This window comes from Aliivibrio kagoshimensis, assembly GCF_050337105.1.
GTDB classification, from domain to species: domain Bacteria; phylum Pseudomonadota; class Gammaproteobacteria; order Enterobacterales; family Vibrionaceae; genus Aliivibrio_A; species Aliivibrio_A kagoshimensis.
In genome coordinates this window covers 1-18,050 of record NZ_JAKJSQ010000022.1, presented here as the reverse complement: position 1 = coordinate 18,050, position 18,050 = coordinate 1, and the positions used below count along the sequence as shown (strand labels likewise).

General features: G+C 43.1%; 15 protein-coding genes. All 15 read left to right on the top strand.

Annotated features, from left to right (window positions below; translation table 11 throughout):
• The first annotated feature begins 7 nt into the window (after positions 1–7).
• The 15 genes from L4C32_RS09380 to L4C32_RS09310 all read left to right on the top strand — a co-directional run bounded on the left by L4C32_RS09380 (position 8) and on the right by L4C32_RS09310 (position 17,967).
• Positions 8–1,018 carry a pilus assembly protein PilP gene (locus L4C32_RS09380; protein ID WP_428196614.1) on the top strand — a complete coding sequence of 337 codons (1,011 nt, stop codon included), beginning with the start codon at positions 8–10 and terminating at the stop codon, positions 1,016–1,018.
• A 15-nt stretch (positions 1,019–1,033) separates the two neighbouring features.
• Positions 1,034–2,350, top strand: a complete 1,317-nt coding sequence (locus tag L4C32_RS09375) for a type IV pilus secretin PilQ (RefSeq protein WP_428196613.1) — start codon at positions 1,034–1,036, stop codon at positions 2,348–2,350.
• A gap of 310 nt (positions 2,351–2,660) precedes the next feature.
• Positions 2,661–3,179 carry a shikimate kinase AroK gene (gene aroK, locus L4C32_RS09370; protein ID WP_428196612.1) on the top strand — a complete coding sequence of 173 codons (519 nt, stop codon included), beginning with the start codon at positions 2,661–2,663 and terminating at the stop codon, positions 3,177–3,179.
• A 24-nt stretch (positions 3,180–3,203) separates the two neighbouring features.
• Positions 3,204–4,289 (top strand): 3-dehydroquinate synthase, encoded by a 1,086-nt coding sequence (gene aroB, locus L4C32_RS09365; RefSeq protein WP_428196611.1) that lies wholly within the window; start codon positions 3,204–3,206, stop codon positions 4,287–4,289.
• A gap of 40 nt (positions 4,290–4,329) precedes the next feature.
• Entirely contained in the window at positions 4,330–5,790 is a 1,461-nt protein-coding gene (locus L4C32_RS09360; RefSeq protein WP_428196610.1) for an SPOR domain-containing protein, read from the top strand.
• 70 nt (positions 5,791–5,860) lie between these two features.
• Positions 5,861–6,745, top strand: a complete 885-nt coding sequence (gene dam, locus L4C32_RS09355; RefSeq protein ID WP_428196609.1) for an adenine-specific DNA-methyltransferase — start codon at positions 5,861–5,863, stop codon at positions 6,743–6,745.
• A 65-nt stretch (positions 6,746–6,810) separates the two neighbouring features.
• Complete coding sequence (gene rpe / locus L4C32_RS09350) at positions 6,811–7,488, top strand: ribulose-phosphate 3-epimerase (protein ID WP_428196608.1); 678 nt, start codon at positions 6,811–6,813, stop codon at positions 7,486–7,488.
• The gene (locus L4C32_RS09345) at positions 7,489–8,175 is read left to right on the top strand and encodes a phosphoglycolate phosphatase (protein ID WP_428196607.1); all 687 of its coding nucleotides are present in this window, start codon (positions 7,489–7,491) and stop codon (positions 8,173–8,175) included.
• A gap of 87 nt (positions 8,176–8,262) precedes the next feature.
• Positions 8,263–9,267 (top strand): tryptophan--tRNA ligase, encoded by a 1,005-nt coding sequence (gene trpS, locus L4C32_RS09340; protein WP_428196606.1) that lies wholly within the window; start codon positions 8,263–8,265, stop codon positions 9,265–9,267.
• Between the two features lie 298 nt (positions 9,268–9,565).
• Positions 9,566–12,394, top strand: coding sequence for an ExeM/NucH family extracellular endonuclease (locus L4C32_RS09335; protein ID WP_428196605.1), 2,829 nt, complete (start codon positions 9,566–9,568; stop codon positions 12,392–12,394).
• Positions 12,395–12,510: 116 nt separating this feature from the next.
• Positions 12,511–13,089 carry an aminodeoxychorismate/anthranilate synthase component II gene (locus L4C32_RS09330; RefSeq protein ID WP_428196604.1) on the top strand — a complete coding sequence of 193 codons (579 nt, stop codon included), beginning with the start codon at positions 12,511–12,513 and terminating at the stop codon, positions 13,087–13,089.
• Between the two features lie 281 nt (positions 13,090–13,370).
• Positions 13,371–14,588 carry an aspartate aminotransferase family protein gene (locus tag L4C32_RS09325; protein ID WP_428196603.1) on the top strand — a complete coding sequence of 406 codons (1,218 nt, stop codon included), beginning with the start codon at positions 13,371–13,373 and terminating at the stop codon, positions 14,586–14,588.
• Positions 14,589–14,663: 75 nt separating this feature from the next.
• Complete coding sequence (gene astA / locus L4C32_RS09320; RefSeq protein ID WP_428196602.1) at positions 14,664–15,680, top strand: arginine N-succinyltransferase; 1,017 nt, start codon at positions 14,664–14,666, stop codon at positions 15,678–15,680.
• Between the two features lie 21 nt (positions 15,681–15,701).
• Positions 15,702–17,159, top strand: coding sequence for a succinylglutamate-semialdehyde dehydrogenase (gene astD, locus L4C32_RS09315; protein ID WP_428196601.1), 1,458 nt, complete (start codon positions 15,702–15,704; stop codon positions 17,157–17,159).
• Between the two features lie 10 nt (positions 17,160–17,169).
• The gene (locus L4C32_RS09310; protein ID WP_428196600.1) at positions 17,170–17,967 is read left to right on the top strand and encodes a DUF1338 domain-containing protein; all 798 of its coding nucleotides are present in this window, start codon (positions 17,170–17,172) and stop codon (positions 17,965–17,967) included.
• Positions 17,968–18,050: the final 83 nt, after the last annotated feature.

Here is an 18,050-nt window from a genome sequence, read left to right as displayed (position 1 = left end):
ATCGTTAATGCCGTGGTCTTCACTCGAACTTGATGAGTTTATGGATTGGCCGATTAGAGCTCAGCTGTTGCTGTTGGCGGCATTGATGATTCTATTGCAGTTAGCGATCGCGTGGTGGTGGTTACTGCCACTTCAAGAGGCGTTGATGGACAGTAAAAACAGAGAACATCAACATGTGGTGGCTTTGCAATCAGAGCGAGTTCAGCTGCAGAGTTTAGACGATGAATTAATGCCAGTGAAAGATCTCTCTATGCGTTATCAGGGGATGATGAATCAATTTCCTGAGCAGAGTGAGTTATCGGAACTTCTGTCGCTAATTCATTCATTGGGTAATAGGCACCATTTGACGTTTATTCGTTTTGGTTGGGGTAAACGAGAAAAGAGCGGATACCTGTCAACAATTCCAATTCACATCGAGTTGCGTGGTGAGTTTCATGCTATCGGTCGATTTAGTGAGGCCCTTGCTGCGCTACCTACCATGGTAACGATTCAACAACTTTCATTAAACAGCAATGGAGATGGTCAAGACATTGCCGTCAAGATGGAGGCTCTTACCTACCAAGCGGATCAAGACATCACTCTTGGAGATTATCTCACCGAACAGGTTGAGTTAACACCTGTCATCGACAATGTGGAAATTAGAAAGCCGCCTTTTATTATTCACTATCAAGGTTCGATGAAGCGCTCTCCGTTTTATGAAAAAGAAGAAAATAGAGCGGTGGTCATAGAAAAAGAGGTTTGCCTTCGTTCTGGGCCAAATAGCATAAAGGTGGCGATTACCGATCAAGCATTGAGCACAATCCAAGTTAAAGGGGTGCTATTGATGGAAAGCCAATATGTGGGGTGGTTGCAACCCAAAGGTAGCCCACTGATTAAAGTGTATAAAGGGGAGAGGATTGGTCCTAACTACGGTGAAATCATACAGATTAACCATGATGGCTTGCTGGTCAAAGAGTTCAAAGTGGCTGCCAATGGCTGCTGGTTCGAGAGCTTACTCACTATGCCAATTAAAGAGTAATGGAGTCATTGTGCGATGATGTTATGCGTTAGGTTAGCCACTATAAGTTTACTCTTTCTTTTCTCTACGCCTATATCCGCTAATGAGAAGCTGTCGGCAATCACTCTGTCGGTACAGGATATTCCCATTAGGCATGTTCTTCAGTTGCTGGCGAATGAACGGCATTACAATGTGATCATTGATGCATCCGTTGACGGTAATATAAGTTTAAATCTAGTGGATGTTCCTTGGCAGCAAGCCTTTGATGTTATTTTGAAGACCAAACAGTTGGGACAAAAAAGAGAAGGGAATGTGCTTTTTATTGCTCCTGAAACGGTGATAAAGCAGATGCAAGATTTGCAATTAAACAGTGAAGCACTACATTTATCGATATTTCAGATCAACTATGCTGATGCCAGTGATATTGCCGAGCTAATTCGTAACGAGAGTAACCGCTTTATTCTTTCTCAGAGAGGATCGCTTACCGTAGATAAGAGAACCAATAGTGTACTTATCAGAGATATTAAGAGTAATTTGGAGACGATTAAGCAGTTAATAAAGCGCATTGATGTCGCGGTAAAACAGGTGCAAATAGAAGCTCGTATTATCATCATTGATGAAGGTAATCTCGATGAAATGGGGGTACGCTGGGGCTTTTCAAAGCAGCAGGGGGATAACAGTATCGGAGGCTCCATTGAGAGCAATCTAGCCAGTAGTGGGTTGTTTGATGCCGATAGCTCTAACATTGATGATTTTCTTAGTGTGAATTTAGCGGTAGCCAACCCCAATGCAGCAAGCATCGCTTTTCAAGTGGCAAAGTTGGGTTCAGGAACACTGTTGGATCTTGAACTATCTGCGTTGCAGGCGGAATCAAAAGCGGAGATCATTTCCAGCCCAAAGCTTATTACCTTGAATAACAAACCTGCGTTTATTGAGCAAGGAACTGAAATTCCCTATCTTGAGGCCGCTTCCAGTGGCGCTACATCCGTGTCATTTAAAAAGGCAGTATTAAGCCTCTCGGTTACGCCTAAAATCACTTCAGAAAATACACTGATTTTAGACTTGAATGTGACGCAAGATAGACCGGGTGAAGTCGTTAAAACGGGAAGGGGTGAGGCCGTTGCTATTAATACTCAAAGAATTGGTACTCAAGTCTTGGTTAATCACGGAGAAACGGTGGTATTAGGGGGGATATATCAACACTCAGTAACCACTACTGAAGACAAGGTTCCACTGCTTGGAGATATCCCTATGCTGGGGGCACTATTTCGTCGTTCATACGAAAAAGAGGGCAAGCGGGAGTTGTTGATTTTTATTACACCTAAGGTAATTGAAGCCACTTCACCTAATTAAAATGAATAATGGCGATAAGAGGAAGAGTAACCCATCGAAATCTATCACATTTCATCAAGGCAGCTAGATATTTTTTTTACGTCAGCCACCGAAAACAAAGGGGTTGTGGAACAGTTTATATAAAAAATCAGCATCTCTTCATCTAGCTATTGCAATGTAGGCACTATAACTGAGATAATTTCGGGTCAGATCACAACTCAATCTGTGAGGAAACGGTGCCACAGGCCAGTATCTCTGCTTTGTTTTTAAATAAAAGTAGCAGATGTCTAGTGGCGATATAATTTGATTAACGTGTGTATAACTGCTGAACATGGCTGAAAAACGAAATATTTTTCTTGTTGGCCCAATGGGAGCCGGCAAAAGTACAATAGGTAGACATCTAGCTCAACAACTGCATATGGAGTTCTTTGACTCCGATACTGTTATTGAAGAGAGAACTGGCGCTGATATTAGCTGGGTATTTGATGTTGAAGGTGAAGAGGGCTTCCGAGTTCGTGAAGAGACCGTAATTAACGATCTTAGCCAAGAGCAAGGCATCGTACTTGCAACTGGTGGTGGTTCTGTTATCAGCAAAGATAATAGAAATCGTCTCTCTGCACGTGGTTTAGTTGTCTATTTAGAAACGACTATTGAGAAACAGTTAGCTCGTACTCAACGAGATAAAAAAAGACCGCTTCTACAAACGGACGCGCCACGTGAAGTGCTTGAAGCACTTGCAGGGGAGCGAAACCCAATGTATGAAGAGATTGCCGACTACGTAGTTCGCACTGACGATCAGAGCGCAAAAGTCGTTGCCAATCAAATCATTAAAATGCTGGAAGAGCGCTAAGTTTTATCTGGGAGCAAATAAACCATGGAACGGATTAACGTAAAGCTTGCAGAGAGAAGTTATAACATCTCAATTGGTGCAGAGTTATTTGATAACTCCGCACACTTCTCTTCTATCCCATCGGGCAAACAAGTGGTTGTTATTAGTAATGAGACGGTAGCTCCGCTCTATGCTGAGCGTGTCATGACAACCATCTCTTCACTTGGTTGCCAAGTGAGTCTGTTTGAACTTCCAGATGGTGAGCAGTACAAAACCCTTGATACCTTTAACCTTATTATGTCATTTCTTCTTGAAGGGAATTATGGACGTGATGTGGTTATTGTTGCCCTTGGCGGCGGTGTTGTGGGCGATGTAGTAGGTTTTGCCGCTTCCTGTTATCAACGTGGTGTCGATTTTATTCAAGTACCAACAACACTACTATCTCAAGTGGACTCATCGGTAGGCGGAAAAACAGCCGTTAACCACCCTCTTGGTAAAAATATGGTAGGGGCTTTTTATCAGCCTAAATCGGTGGTAATTGACATTAATTGTCTGTCGACACTTCCGGCGCGAGAGTTCTCCGCGGGTATGGCTGAAGTGATTAAGTACGGCATTATTGCCGATGCTGATTTTTTCGGCTGGCTTGATGACAATATGGACGCGTTATTTGCTTTAGATGCGGATGCGCTTACGTATGCCATCTCACGATGTTGCCAGTTAAAAGCCGATGTTGTTGCACAGGATGAAAAAGAGTCTGGTGTGAGAGCTCTGCTTAATCTAGGCCATACCTATGGCCACGCGATTGAAGCAGAAATGGGCTATGGAAACTGGTTACATGGTGAGGCCGTCTCTGTTGGGATGGTCATGGCTGCATTGACAGCTCAAAAACAGGGACTTCTTAGTAAGCGAGATGTTGATAAAATTCGCGCTATTCTAGTGAAAGCAAAATTACCCGTACTGGCTCCCAATAGTATGAGTGCTGATGACTTTATGAAGCATATGATGCGAGATAAAAAAGTATTAGCCGGTCAACTACGACTTATTTTGCCTACTTCAATTGGTAGTGCTGATGTCATTGCTGATACGCCAGTATCAGTAATTAATGAAGTGATTGAATCTTGCAAAGCGTAACCGATTAGATAGATTGACTCTTTAATATCAAAGGTATGATATGACCATTGCTCATGAAATGGCGGTACTTGAACTTGAATCCCAGACTGAACTTCTCTCGAGGATTCAGTTTCTTACCCGTTTTGGTTCGAATTTGGTTCATATTTCAGGTCCTGCTGGCTCAGGGAAAACATGGTTAGCTCAGCGATATCTAGAGAAGTGGTCTGAAGATCAAAATCAAGCGCTGCTGATGACTCATGCATCACAATCAGTCAGCCAACAACGCTCCATTTTGCTTAAGCAGTTAGTCTCCGACCCACTCTTTAATGAACACGATCCGATCATGGACAGTCTAGGTATGATGCTAGCTGGCCAGAATTGTAATATTTTGATTGTGATAGATGATGCTCATCTGCTCAGTCATGATTTAATTGCAGAGTTGTGGACTGTGGTGCAAAAAGCGCAAACCACACCCAATTGGCAAATTAGCGTGCTACTCTTTTCAGAGCATCACAAAATAGATAAGTGCCTATCCCAGCTCAGTTACGGGCAAGAGAATAAACCGTTAGACCTTGATATTGAGACGTTAACTGTAGACGAAGCCAAAACGTTTGTTGATATGTTAGTGGTTCGACATCTAGAACATAACAGCGACAAAATGCATATTAGGCAATTGGTTGGAAAAAGCTCATGCCTACCAGGAGAACTTATGGCTTTAGGTAATAAAAAAACAGAGCGTCGTATAATTATTCGTTCCATTATTCAATCTCCAGTAAAGACATTAATAGCGATTCTTATTTTGCTGTTATTAGTTATCGGCGGATATCTTGTGCTCTCAAACAGTAATATAAATGATGAGACTATCGATGATTCGGAGGTTGCGGTTAGCACCACTTCCGACTCATTAGTTGAAGAGGAAGGGACTGTTGATGGCGAACAAATGGCCATGACAGAGACGACACCAACAGAGCCTGAGGATACCAGTGTTCCGAGCGAAGATGTTGATCCGCTGCCCCAAGAGATTCTTGAAGATCCGATGCAAGTAGGCACGGAAGAGAGTGACCAACAACGCGTGGTTGTGCCTTCTAATGTTGTTGATGCATTAATTGATAACCAGCATGACAATATTGACACGGAAGAGAAAGCCAAAATTGAAGCTGTGGTAACCGCGGTTGTCCCAACGGCGCCAACGGAAGAGAGCATTCAGCAAGCGGAAGACGCAGTATTAACCACAGAAACGTTGAAAGCGATCCCGCCAACGCACTATACATTGCAAGTGGCAGCGACCACAGAGCTTGATGTGGTAAACGAATTTATTGCAGAACATCAACTGGCTGAAGAGGCTTATGTTCATAAAGCACTTCGTCAAGGTGAGACATGGTATATCATCTCTGTTGGCGATTATGCGTATTATGGTGCTGCAAAAGATGCACTTCCAGAGCTTAAGCCTGAACTGAAGACAGTGGGTGCATGGGTTAAATCTTTCGCCACCATTCATAAAGAGATTGATAGTGATAAATAACACTGAGGTTGTGTGCCAAATAGGGTACAATCCGCATCTTTATTTTGCTAGGTAGTAGGTTCAAGTTGAAATGAAGAAGCATCGTGCGTTTCTAAAGTGGGCGGGAGGAAAGTATGGATTGGTTGAAGAGATCCAGCGTCATCTGCCCCCTGCTCGAAAGTTGATTGAGCCTTTTGTCGGTGCCGGTTCGGTTTTCTTAAACACCCATTTCGATCACTATCTGCTAGCGGATATCAATCCAGATCTTATCAATCTCTATAATCACTTAAAAGAGAAACCTGAACAACTGATCGAAGACTGCAAGGTACTTTTTCAGCCTGAATATAATCAGAAAGAGGTCTATTTAGCACTGCGTGTTGAGTTTAATCAATGCACAGATACCTATCGCCGCTCCATTCTTTTCCTCTATATGAATCGCCATGGTTTTAATGGTTTATGCCGTTATAACAAAAAAGGTGGATTTAACGTTCCGTTTGGCTCTTATAAAAAACCGTACTTCCCAGAGAAAGAGATGCTTCATTTTGCTGAAAAGGCGAAAAAGGCGACGTTTGTGTGTGAGGGCTATACTCAGACTTTTGCTCGAGCGAGAAAAGGCAGTGTGGTGTATTGTGATCCGCCATACGCCCCTCTTTCGACGACGGCCAATTTTACCTCTTATTCAGGTAATGGTTTTTCATTGGACGATCAAGCCAAGCTGGCTGAGATTGCAGAACGAGCAGCGGCAGAGCGTGAGATACCAGTACTGATCTCAAACCATGATACTGCGCTAACACGTCGACTTTATAAAGGTGCAACATTATCCCATGTTAAAGTAAAACGAACCATCAGTCGTAACGGCTCAAGTCGTAACAAAGTGGATGAGTTAATGGCGCTGTTTGAAGGTAATGAAAAGCAGAACAACGAATTAATCATACCCGTTGTGGACTATAAAATAGCCACAACGAAAGAAGTATAAAAATAGAACAACTACCGCTTATTTCCAATTAACCGTTTGATTGCTATGAAAGTAATGAGGATAAAATGAAAGATTTTTTGATCGCACCTTCGATTCTATCTGCTGATTTTGCTCGCTTAGGCGAAGATGTTAAAAAAGTATTAGCAGACGGTGCTGATGTGGTTCATTTTGATGTGATGGATAACCACTATGTACCCAATCTGACGTTTGGTGCACCGATATGTAAAGCTTTGCGTGATTACGGAATCACAGCCCCAATTGATGTTCACCTCATGGTGAAACCGGTTGATCGTATCATTCCTGATTTTGCTAAAGCGGGCGCAACGATGATCACTTTTCATGTTGAAGCGAGTGAGCACGTGGATCGTACGCTACAGCTGATCAAAGAGTGTGGTTGTAAAGCAGGGGTGGTATTAAACCCAGCGACGCCGCTTTCAGCGCTAGATTACATCATGGATAAAGTGGATCTGATTCTACTGATGTCTGTAAATCCAGGCTTTGGCGGTCAATCATTCATCCCGCATACATTAGACAAACTTCGTGCAGTACGTAAATTGATTGATGAGAGTGGCAGAGAGATCCGTTTAGAGATCGATGGTGGCGTTAAAGTCGATAACATTCGTGAGATCGCTGAAGCGGGTGCGGATATGTTTGTTGCTGGTTCTGCTATTTTCAGTCGTCCAGATTACAAAGAAGTTATTGATGAGATGCGTCTTGAGCTGGAAAAAGTGAAAAAAGCCTAAATGAGCAGATTTTCGGACATTAAACTGATCGCTTTTGATCTGGATGGAACACTGCTAGACAGTGTTCCTGATTTAGCGATTGCCGCGGATCTTACGATGCAAGATTTTGGCTATCCAAGGGTGAGCTTAGAGCAAGCGTCACACTGGATAGGCAATGGTGCCGATGTATTGATCGCCCGTGCGTTAAGCGGAAGTATGAGCATAGATCCAACGCTATCACCAGAGTTGGTTAAAGAGGCAAGAAAGCGTTTTGACCAGCATTATAAACAGGGTGAACATAAACTCAGTCACCTCTACCCACACGTTTTATCAACACTAGAAACGTTAAAAAAAGCGGGTTTTACCTTAGCGTTAGTCACCAATAAGCCGGCTAAATTTGTTCCAGAATTATTAGTTCAGCATCAGCTAGACCATCTGTTTAGTGATGTCATTGGTGGTGATACTTTTACCGAGAAAAAGCCAAATCCAATGTCCCTCAATTGGTTATTAGAGAAGCACGGAGTCACTGCTAACCAGGTGGTTATGGTGGGTGATTCAAAGAATGATATTAAAGCGGCACATAATGCGGGTTGTTACTCTATTGGTTTAACGTATGGTTATAACCACGGTGAACCCATTGCTAACAGTAACCCTGATTGTATTTATGACGACTTTGAGCAGATTGTCAGTAGTTTCTCTTTATCGTAACCCTTTAAATGAGAGAACTTGACACTTCTCTGGCATATTGTATTTTTACACGTCTTCAACGTTTTTAAACTAAGGAAAATCATCATCATGAGTAAACCTGTTGTATTAAGTGGTGTTCAGCCGTCTGGTGAATTAAGCATTGGTAACTACATGGGGGCCCTGCGTCAGTGGGAGAGCATGCAAGATGATTATGATTGCCAGTACTGTGTGGTTGATCTGCATGCCATTACGGTACGTCAAGATCCTAAAGCATTGCATGAAGCAACGTTAGATGCGTTAGCGACATGTTTGGCTGTTGGAGTAGCGCCAGAGAAGAGTACGCTTTTTGTTCAGTCTCACGTCCCTGAACATGCTCAGCTTGGTTGGGTGCTTAATTGCTATACCCAAATGGGTGAGTTAAATCGTATGACTCAGTTTAAAGATAAGTCGAAGCGTTACGCAGAAAATATTAATGCAGGGCTCTTTAGCTATCCAGTATTGATGGCGGCCGATATTCTCCTTTATCAAGCAGAGCAGATTCCTGTCGGCAATGATCAAAAGCAGCATCTTGAACTGGCTCGTGATATCGCGACTCGTTTCAATAATGCTTATGGTGATACATTTGTCGTGCCTGAGCCGTACATTCCACCAGTGGGTGCACGTGTAATGAGCCTGCAAGATCCTCTTAAGAAAATGTCAAAGTCAGACGATAATAGGAACAACGTCATTGGGTTATTAGAAGATCCAAAATCGATTGTTAAAAAGATCAAGCGTGCAATGACTGACTCTGAAGAGCCGCCAAGAATTCTATTTGATATTGCTGAAAAACCCGGCGTTTCAAACCTGCTAGGTATTATGTCTGGTGTTACTGGGAAGAGCATTAAAGAGATAGAAGCAGAATATGTCGATAAGATGTATGGCCATCTTAAAAAAGATACGGCCGAAGCGGTTGTGGCGATGCTTGAGCCAATGCAAGCCCGATATAAAGCTTTTAGGGAAGATCGTGCTTATCTTGATTCAGTAATGAAAATTGGCGCAGAGAAGGCGTCGGAACGCGCTGCAGTCACATTGAAAAAAGTGTACGAAGCGGTCGGTTTTGTCAATCGCCCGTAGTCGTACGGCGCGCTAAATGATGGCCTGAGCACTCAAAAAATCGAATTATTAAATGAAACCACTAACTTACGTTAGTGGTTTTTTTTGTTGAAAGTTGAATTGAGATCTAATAACAGGGAAATAAAAGTGACACATACCTCATTCACAATGAATATAGATAAATTGATTTCATAATTCTTGGAAATAGTTCTAAGTTTTATGGGTTGTTAACTGTGTTTATTCATTCATAGCGTAATAGATGTTGACCTAAGAGAGGGAGTGCATCAGGGAAGTAGTTGCGCAAATAACGAGGTGTGAAATGAAAAGGAAATTAGTTCGCTCAGCGATTGCAATAGCGGTGACAGGAAGTATCGCTGTCTCAGCATCGGCGCAAGCTGATATTGTATTAAGTGAATACGTAGAGGGACCTGCTTACAATAAAGCGGTAGAGATCGCCAACACCGGCGCTACTGCAGTCACATTGACAGGCTACCAGCTCTCTAAATCAACCAATGGTAACAATGAGTGGAGCAGTAATTTAGATCTTAGCGGTATCACGCTTGAGCCAAATAGTGTCGTAGTGGTATATAACTCGCAAGCGGATGCCGAAGTCACTGATCGAGGTGATATTCCAAGTGGTGTGATGGGCCATAACGGTAACGATCCTATCGCACTTCGACTTGACGGTGTGGTGGTCGATGTTATAGGTAACATGGGAGGGGCAAACTTTGGTAAAGATGTTACCTTAGTGAGGAATACCTTTACCCCTTCAGCAACCTATGATGAAGCGCAATGGACTGCCTTGCCTAATAAAACCTATACCGGATTAGGCTCATTAGATATCGTTGAACCACCAGCCCCTTTTGCTTGTTTGACCCCTGAAAGTGAAGTACCTGAATTTACGTCGATTAATGCCATCCAGGGCGAAGGTGACCGATCACCACTTCTTAGCTCAGGATTCACAACCGAAGAAGATTATTACGTAACCGGAGTGGTAAGTGCACGTGTTGAAAGCCTCTATAAAGGTTTCTATTTAGCGGCGCTTGATGCTGATGATAATGACAACACCTCTGATGGTCTGTTTATATCAACAGGCGCAGTGCCTAGTGCAGACATTCAGCCAGGTGCGGTTGTTTGCGTAAAGGGTAAAGTGAGTGAGTTCTATAGTGAAACACAACTGAAAAGTGATAATTCACTCTATGTTGTGACGGATACTCAATCAGCACCAGAAGCGACAGATCTGGAAGTTGATGACGAAGAGACATTAGCTCAAGCGCTAGAGCGACATGAAGGTATGTTGATTCGCTTAACTGATGAAAGCGAAATGAAGGTGACGCGTAATTTCGGATTTGATTACGACTCATACCGCAACAACATGGTGCTCTCTTATCAGCAGCCATTGATTAAACCTACTCAAAAATACCTTCCTCTGAGTCCAGAAGCTGAACAGTTAGCGATTGATAATGCTGCGAGTCAGATGTTTATTGAGACGGACTTTAAACCGGACAATGGTGTGATGCCATATTTCCCAGAGCTTGATGCTTCCCAAGGTTATATTCGAGTTGGTGATAGAGTTGAGAATCTTGAAGGTGTGGTGGGTTACAGTTATAGCCGTTATCGCCTAGTTGTCACAAATGAACTTGCTCCAGCAGATTTTGTTCACCTTAATGATCGAACCGCTGAGCCAGAAGTCTATGAAGATAGCAACTTAAAAGTGGCTAGCTTTAATGTATTGAACTTCTTTACTAGCGCTAGCGCGATTGGTGGGGCACTCAATGCCAGTTGTAGCGATCAGGCTGATGCCGATGCATCTCGTGGCTGTAACCGCGGAACCAAAGATCTGAATGAGTTCTTATTACAACGAACTAAGATTGTGAATGCTTTAGTCGCCATGAATGCTGATATCGTCGGTTTAATGGAGATAGAGAACAACGGCTTTGAGTCAGACAGTGCGGCGCAAAACTTACTGGATGAGTTGAACAGTCAATTCTCAAATAGTGCTGATCACTACCAGTTGATAAAAATTGCAACGGAAGATATGAATCAAGGCAAGTTTCTTGGTTCGGATGCTATCACCGTAGCACTTATTTATCGTCCTTCAAAGGTGAAACCGAAAGGCAGTGCTGGTGTGATTAGAATGCCAGAGCAACACATCACAGGCACAGATCCAGACGGTAAAGAGAAGACGCTGAACAAATACCAACGTGATAGTTTGATGCAGACCTTTAAAGTCAAGGCTAAAGGTAAGGGTAAGAAGAAACTGACGGTTGTGGTTAATCACCTAAAATCGAAAGGTTCGAGCTGTTATGAAGATTGGATTACCGGTAACGATAAGAGTGAACCTGCTGATCTACAAGGCCACTGTAATGCATTCCGAGTCTCTGCTTCTGTTGCACTGAGTGATGCCTTAAAATCGAAAAAAGGCGATGTGCTAGTGTTGGGTGACCTTAATGCTTATGGCATGGAAGATCCGGTTCGTGTGTTAACCGATTACGATCCTAGCAGTGAAGCGCGTAAAATCATGTCAGCATCTGGTACCTCTATTGCAGGCGTTCCTATGCACGAAGTCGGTATTGAAGTTGGACCAGGTCTTGGTCTGAAAAACTTGAATACAGAGCTCCATGGAACGGATACCTACTCATACAGTTATGAAGGTGAGTTGGGTAATCTAGATCATGCGCTAGGGAATAAATCGCTAGTGAAAAAGCTAGTAGGCATTGAAGACTGGCACATTAATGCCGTTGAGAATAAGTTGTTTGAGTATTCAGGCAAATATTCTGGCGATCTGGTGAAGTCTGACGGACCTTACTCTGCCTCTGATCATGATCCTGTGATCATCAGTCTAAAGTATGGTAAATCAAAACCAAGCTTCTCATTAACCATAAAAAACAACAGTAACCTACCGCTCTACCCTGTGTTTAACACTTGGTATTGGGATACCACCAAGCCATGGATGTTTGCACATGATGAGCGTATCTATGACGAGAAAGATAATTTCTTAAAATACATAGATATTGGTGCTGGCGATAAGGTTAAATTAAGTGTGCTGGCTTTAGGGGTATTTAATGTACCTTGTGGTCACTCTCCGCTTAAGCTAAAAGGTGAGATGACAGCAACCTACAATGGACGTTACTGCCGAGTAAAATAGAGTAGCGGACATTTTTTAAATAAGGCAAGGCGATGATTCTATAATCGTACTTGCCTTTCTTTTTTGTTGTAGCACAATAGCCGTGATTAAATTGTTTAAACGTAGAGCTCAAAACTATGCTGTTGATCATCGATAATTACGACTCTTTTACCTACAACCTCTATCAGTACTTCTGCGAGTTGAAGGTTGCCGTTACCGTTGTTCGTAATGATGAGATTGATCTAGCAGGTATCTCTGCATTGAACCCAACCCATCTCGTTATCTCTCCAGGTCCCTGCACACCAAATGAAGCGGGAATTTCGCTGAATGCCATTGAACATTTTAGCGATAAACTGCCAATTTTAGGGGTCTGCTTAGGCCATCAATCCATTGCTCAAGTGTTTGGCGGAGATGTCGTTAGAGCCAGACAAGTGATGCATGGAAAAACCTCGCCGATTAAACACAGTAATATTGGTCTTTTTTTAGGCCTCAATAACCCATTAACGGTCACTCGTTACCACTCCCTTGTGGTAAAAAAAGAGACCTTGCCAAGCTGTTTTGAGATGACAGCATGGACGGAAACGGATGGTGGTGAGGTTGATGAAATAATGGGTTTTCGTCACCGTACCTTACCTATTGAAGCGGTACAATTTCATCCTGAATCGATTTTGACTGAGCAAGGACATCAACTTTTAGCTAATTTTGTTAAATCATAGTTGATCCATCTCTCTTTTTTTACATATATCTTAGCGAACCACGCTTATTCACTTCTTGCAATCTTATGCAAATCCCCCCTAGCTAAATACTTTGTTTCCCATATGGAAATAGTGATTTAGTGAATGACCACTTCATATTTCTTATCAAAATGTGCATAAATAGTGCACCTGTAGTCTTTCTCTCTCTTTTTTTGCGAGAAGAAAAAAATATTCTACTATTGAAGTCGTTAATGAAATGTAATTAATATGGTTAATTGCCGTATGCACAGAGGGAAAATGTGATGACGATGAAACAGAAAGTTGAACGTAAAGATTTTAATGATGTAATGGTACCTTGTTATAACCCGATGGAGATCATTCCAGTAAGGGGTGAAGGTTCAAGGATTTGGGATCAGAATGATCGTGAGTTTGTTGATTTTGCTGGTGGAATTGCCGTTAGCTGCTTAGGTCATTGTCACCCTATTATGGTGAATGCACTAAAAGAACAAGCCGATAAACTGTGGCATTTAAGTAATGTGATGGCCAATGAGCCAGCGATTCGATTAGCAAAGAAACTAACAGAAATCTCATTTGCTGAAAAAGTATTCTTTGCCAACTCTGGCGCAGAAGCGAATGAGGCAGCGTTGAAATTGGCTCGCCGTTGGGCTGCTGATGTACATGGCGCTGAAAAATCAGAGATTATTGCCTTTAATCAAGGTTTCCATGGGCGTACCTTCTTTACGGTAACTGTGGGTGGACAAGCCGCTTATTCTGATGGCTTCGGACCAAAACCAGGTGATGTAACGCATCTGGCCTATAACGATTTAGAGGCGTTTGCGGCGCAAATATCAGACAAAACCTGTGCTGTAATGATGGAGCCTTTACAAGGGGAAGGTGGCATTATTTCACCGACATCAGAGTTTATCCAAGGTGTACGTGAACTGTGTGATAAGCACAATGCATTGCTTATTTTTGATGAAGTTCAAACAGGCAATGGTCGTACCGGTGAGTTCTACGCTTACCAAGGGTTAGGAGTCACACCTGATATTTTAAGTACGGCCAAATCATTAGGTGGCGGCTTTCCAATCGGAGCCATGCTAACGACGACTGAACTTGCCCAACATATGAAAGTCGGCACTCACGGCTCTACCTATGGCGGTAACCCATTAGCCTGTGCTGTAGCAGAAGCGGTTGTTGAAGAGGTGTCTAAACCTTCAGTACTTGCTGGCGTGAAAGAGCGTGAACAGTGGATGCGAGAGGGTTTAGAAGCTCTGAATGATAAATATAACCTATTCTCCGAAATTCGTGGCAAAGGATTGTTGCTCGGTGCTGCTCTTAATGATGAGTGGCAAGGACGAGCACGTGACATTCTTGTCGCGGCAGGTGAAGAGAATTTATTACTGCTTGTTGCTGGTGTTAATGTGGTGCGTTTTACGCCGTCATTAGTGATCAGCCAACAAGATATCGAAGAAGGTCTTGCTCGTTTAGATAGAGCAGTCGCAAAACTAGTAGCAGCTTAAAAGAGCAGTAGCCCAAGCAGACTCTGTTTGGGCTTTAATGTCGTAAGCTGTTGCCTGCATCCGGAGGGAATATTGATGCTGGTTATTCGTCCTATTACTGAAGCAGACTACCCTGCACTAATGAAATGTGCGGTAGATTCTGGTCATGGATTTACCTCATTGCCTGTCAATGAAGAGTTGTTAAGAAACAGAATTGAACACTCAATGAAAAGCTTTCAAACCGACGCAAAAGAGCCCGGTAGTGAAGGTTACTTAATGGTCGGTGAAGATACTGAAACGGGTGAAATTACGGGGACTACTGCCATAGAAGCGGCGATTGGTCACGATGTTCCGTTTTACAGTTATCACATTAGCAAAGTGGTTCACTCCTCACAGAGGTTAGGTGTGAACAATGTGGTTAAGTTACTGACTTTTGGTAACAACTACACGGGGTGTTCTGAGTTATGTACGCTGTTTCTTCGTCCTGAGTTCCGTAAGGGGCTAAATGGTCGCTTAATGTCTAAATCCCGATTCTTGATGATGGCGGAGCACCCACACCGGTTCTCTGAAACGGCATTTGCTGAGATGCGAGGCGTTTCGGATGATGAAGGAAACTCCCCATTTTGGCAGTGGCTACAAGAGCACTTCTTCTCTATTGAGTTCACTTTAGCGGATTACTTGACGGGTATTGGTAAAAAAGGATTCATTGCCGATTTAATGCCTAAACTGCCTATTTATATCAATCTGTTGAGTAAAGAGGCTCAAGAGGTGATTGGTGTTGTGCATGAAAAGACACGCCCAGCACTCCGTCTTCTCGAAAATGAAGGTTTTACCTGCCGTGGTTATGTCGATATTTTCGATGCGGGACCAACGGTTGAGTGTGATGTTCGAAATGTTGAATCTATTCGTCACTCATTTACCGCGAAAGTTGTGATTGATGAACATACCAGTGCGCAGCAGTATTTGATCTCAAATAGCTCTTTTGAAAACTTCAGAGCAACAGCAGCAGTCGCGGCCTATGATAACGAAAGTGGCATGGTACACATCACAAGTGAGGTTGCTGAAGCATTACTGCTTTCTAGCGGTGATTCTGTACGTTTATTAGCGCAATAGTGAGTAATTAAGGAGACGGTCATGGCTCAATGGATCTCAGGTGAATGGGTTGTCGGTGAAGGTGAGGCGATGGTCTCTCTCAGTCCGGTTGATAATAAAGAAGTGTGGCATGGTGATATGGCCAGTGCTTCTCAAGTAGAGCAAGCGGTCTCTTCAGCACGTAAAGCCTTTCCATTATGGAAAAAGTTGAGCTTTGAACAGCGTGAAGCGATCGTGTTGAAATTTGGCGAGTTATTAAAAGAGAACAGCGAAGAGGTCGCTCGTATTATTTCAGAAGAGACAGGTAAACCATTTTGGGAAACCAAAACGGAAGCGGGCGCGATGGTTGGAAAGTTGGCTATCTCCGTCCGCTCATATCACGAGCGTACTGGTTATAAACAGCGTGAAGCTGCGGGTAACAGTATTGTTCTACGTCACCGTCCTCTTGGTGTTATGGCTGTTTTTGGACCTTATAACTTCCCAGGGCATCTACCTAACGGTCACATTGTTCCTGCTTTATTAGCAGGGAATACTGTGGTGTTTAAACCTTCCGATCAAACGCCATGGATTGGTGAGTTTGTCATGAAGTTATGGCAACAAGCAGGACTACCAAGTGGTGTAATCAACTTAGTACAAGGTGCCCGAGCAACGGGAGAAGCCCTTGCAGGATCTAAGGGGATCGACGGACTACTCTTCACTGGCAGTGCCAATACCGGCCATATTCTCCATCGTCAGTTTGCAGGGCAACCTGGTAAAATGTTGGCTTTAGAAATGGGCGGCAATAACCCAATGGTTATCTCTGAATCATTCGGTGAGATTGAAGCAACAGTTTATACCATTATTCAATCAGCCTTTATTAGTGCAGGTCAACGATGTACCTGTGCACGACGCCTATATGTCGCTGAAGGCAGCAAAGGTGATCAGCTACTGAACCGTCTTATTGACGTCACCAAGCAGCTGAAAGTGGATCAACCGTTTGCTGAACCACAGCCGTTTATGGGGCCGCAAATCTCAGTTGTTGCAGCTGAAGGTATTGTTAATGCGCAATCTGAGCTGCAGGAGTTAGGTGGCGAGAGCTTGATTGAAGCCAAAATCCTCTCAGGGGCATTAGTGAGTCCAGGTATCATCGATGTAACTGCGGTGAAAGATCTTCCTGACGAAGAGTATTTTGGTCCGTTGCTACAAGTCGTTCGTTATCGCGGATTAGAGCAGGCGGTTGAGCTAGCAAATGATACGCGCTATGGCTTATCAGCAGGGTTAGTCTCTACAGATGATGAAGAGTGGGACTATTTTGTTGAGCATATTCGTGCTGGTATTGTTAACCGAAATCGACAATTAACAGGTGCAAGTGGTGATGCTCCCTTTGGTGGTCCAGGGGCGTCGGGTAACTTAAAACCGAGTGCGTATTATGCTGCGGATTATTGTGCTTACCCAATGGCCTCAATGGAAGGGGCTGAGACTGAATTGCCAGCAACGCTATCACCGGGTATAACCCTTTAAGGAGAGGACGATGACAACTGAAGTAGAGACACTATTTACTGCATTGTGGAGTGACTTTATTACTCGACTATGCCCATCAGCGGATGAGATTCATCAGCTGTTGACTGAACACGAAGCACTAGAGAATGATCATATTGCATTAAGAACATTCAATCTTCCGTCAGTAGGAATCGATGTTGTCGCGGCTCCTTTTCTTGCTATCGGTTATAAAGCGTGCGGAGAGTATTTGTTTGAGTCTAAAAAGCTCTCAGCAAGACACTATGAGCACCCAAACCCATCAGCGCCTAAAGTATTCATTAGTGAGCTTATGGTTGAGCAGTGCTCGCCTGAGCTTCAGGAGGTTGTACATTCATTAGTTTCTCAAGTGCCTGACGGTTTTGATCACCAACAGAGCTTTTTATATGGCGGTCGACCTTGGACATTGAGCTATGAACAGTATCAGCAATTAGCACTAGAGAGTGAATACGCCGGGTGGTTAGCCGCTCACGGGTTTGGTGCTAATCATTTTACGGTGAATGTTAACCAGCTTAATAACTACAATGAAGTCGTTGAAGTGAATCGTAAACTAAGAAGTGTCGGTTTTACTATTAATGATGCTGGTGGTGAAGTGAAAGGGACTCCTGAGGTCTTCTTAGAGCAGTCATCTACCATGTCAGATAAAGTTGAGGTACTGTTTAGTGATGGTAAAAAAACGATTCCGGGTGGTTTTTACGAATTTGCTAAACGATATCCGTTAGCGAATGGCTATCTTTATCAAGGTTTTGTTGCCGCTTCTGCCGATAAAATATTTGAAAGTACAAATAACTAATTATTAAAGACCAATATATTTAAATAATAGATATATGGGTTATTTAATTAGAGTCTAAAAATAAAGCCACATAAAGAATATCT

Bases quoted from the DNA above. Each gene is read 5' to 3' on its own strand.
- L4C32_RS09380 (WP_428196614.1), top strand. From the start codon at position 8: ATGCCGTGGTCTTCACTCGAACTTGATGAGTTTATGGATTGGCCGATT.
- L4C32_RS09375 (WP_428196613.1), top strand. From the start codon at position 1,034: ATGATGTTATGCGTTAGGTTAGCCACTATAAGTTTACTCTTTCTTTTC.
- aroK (WP_428196612.1), top strand. From the start codon at position 2,661: ATGGCTGAAAAACGAAATATTTTTCTTGTTGGCCCAATGGGAGCCGGC.
- aroB (WP_428196611.1), top strand. From the start codon at position 3,204: ATGGAACGGATTAACGTAAAGCTTGCAGAGAGAAGTTATAACATCTCA.
- L4C32_RS09360 (WP_428196610.1), top strand. From the start codon at position 4,330: ATGACCATTGCTCATGAAATGGCGGTACTTGAACTTGAATCCCAGACT.
- dam (WP_428196609.1), top strand. From the start codon at position 5,861: ATGAAGAAGCATCGTGCGTTTCTAAAGTGGGCGGGAGGAAAGTATGGA.
- rpe (WP_428196608.1), top strand. From the start codon at position 6,811: ATGAAAGATTTTTTGATCGCACCTTCGATTCTATCTGCTGATTTTGCT.
- L4C32_RS09345 (WP_428196607.1), top strand. From the start codon at position 7,489: ATGAGCAGATTTTCGGACATTAAACTGATCGCTTTTGATCTGGATGGA.
- trpS (WP_428196606.1), top strand. From the start codon at position 8,263: ATGAGTAAACCTGTTGTATTAAGTGGTGTTCAGCCGTCTGGTGAATTA.
- L4C32_RS09335 (WP_428196605.1), top strand. From the start codon at position 9,566: ATGAAAAGGAAATTAGTTCGCTCAGCGATTGCAATAGCGGTGACAGGA.
- L4C32_RS09330 (WP_428196604.1), top strand. From the start codon at position 12,511: ATGCTGTTGATCATCGATAATTACGACTCTTTTACCTACAACCTCTAT.
- L4C32_RS09325 (WP_428196603.1), top strand. From the start codon at position 13,371: ATGACGATGAAACAGAAAGTTGAACGTAAAGATTTTAATGATGTAATG.
- astA (WP_428196602.1), top strand. From the start codon at position 14,664: ATGCTGGTTATTCGTCCTATTACTGAAGCAGACTACCCTGCACTAATG.
- astD (WP_428196601.1), top strand. From the start codon at position 15,702: ATGGCTCAATGGATCTCAGGTGAATGGGTTGTCGGTGAAGGTGAGGCG.
- L4C32_RS09310 (WP_428196600.1), top strand. From the start codon at position 17,170: ATGACAACTGAAGTAGAGACACTATTTACTGCATTGTGGAGTGACTTT.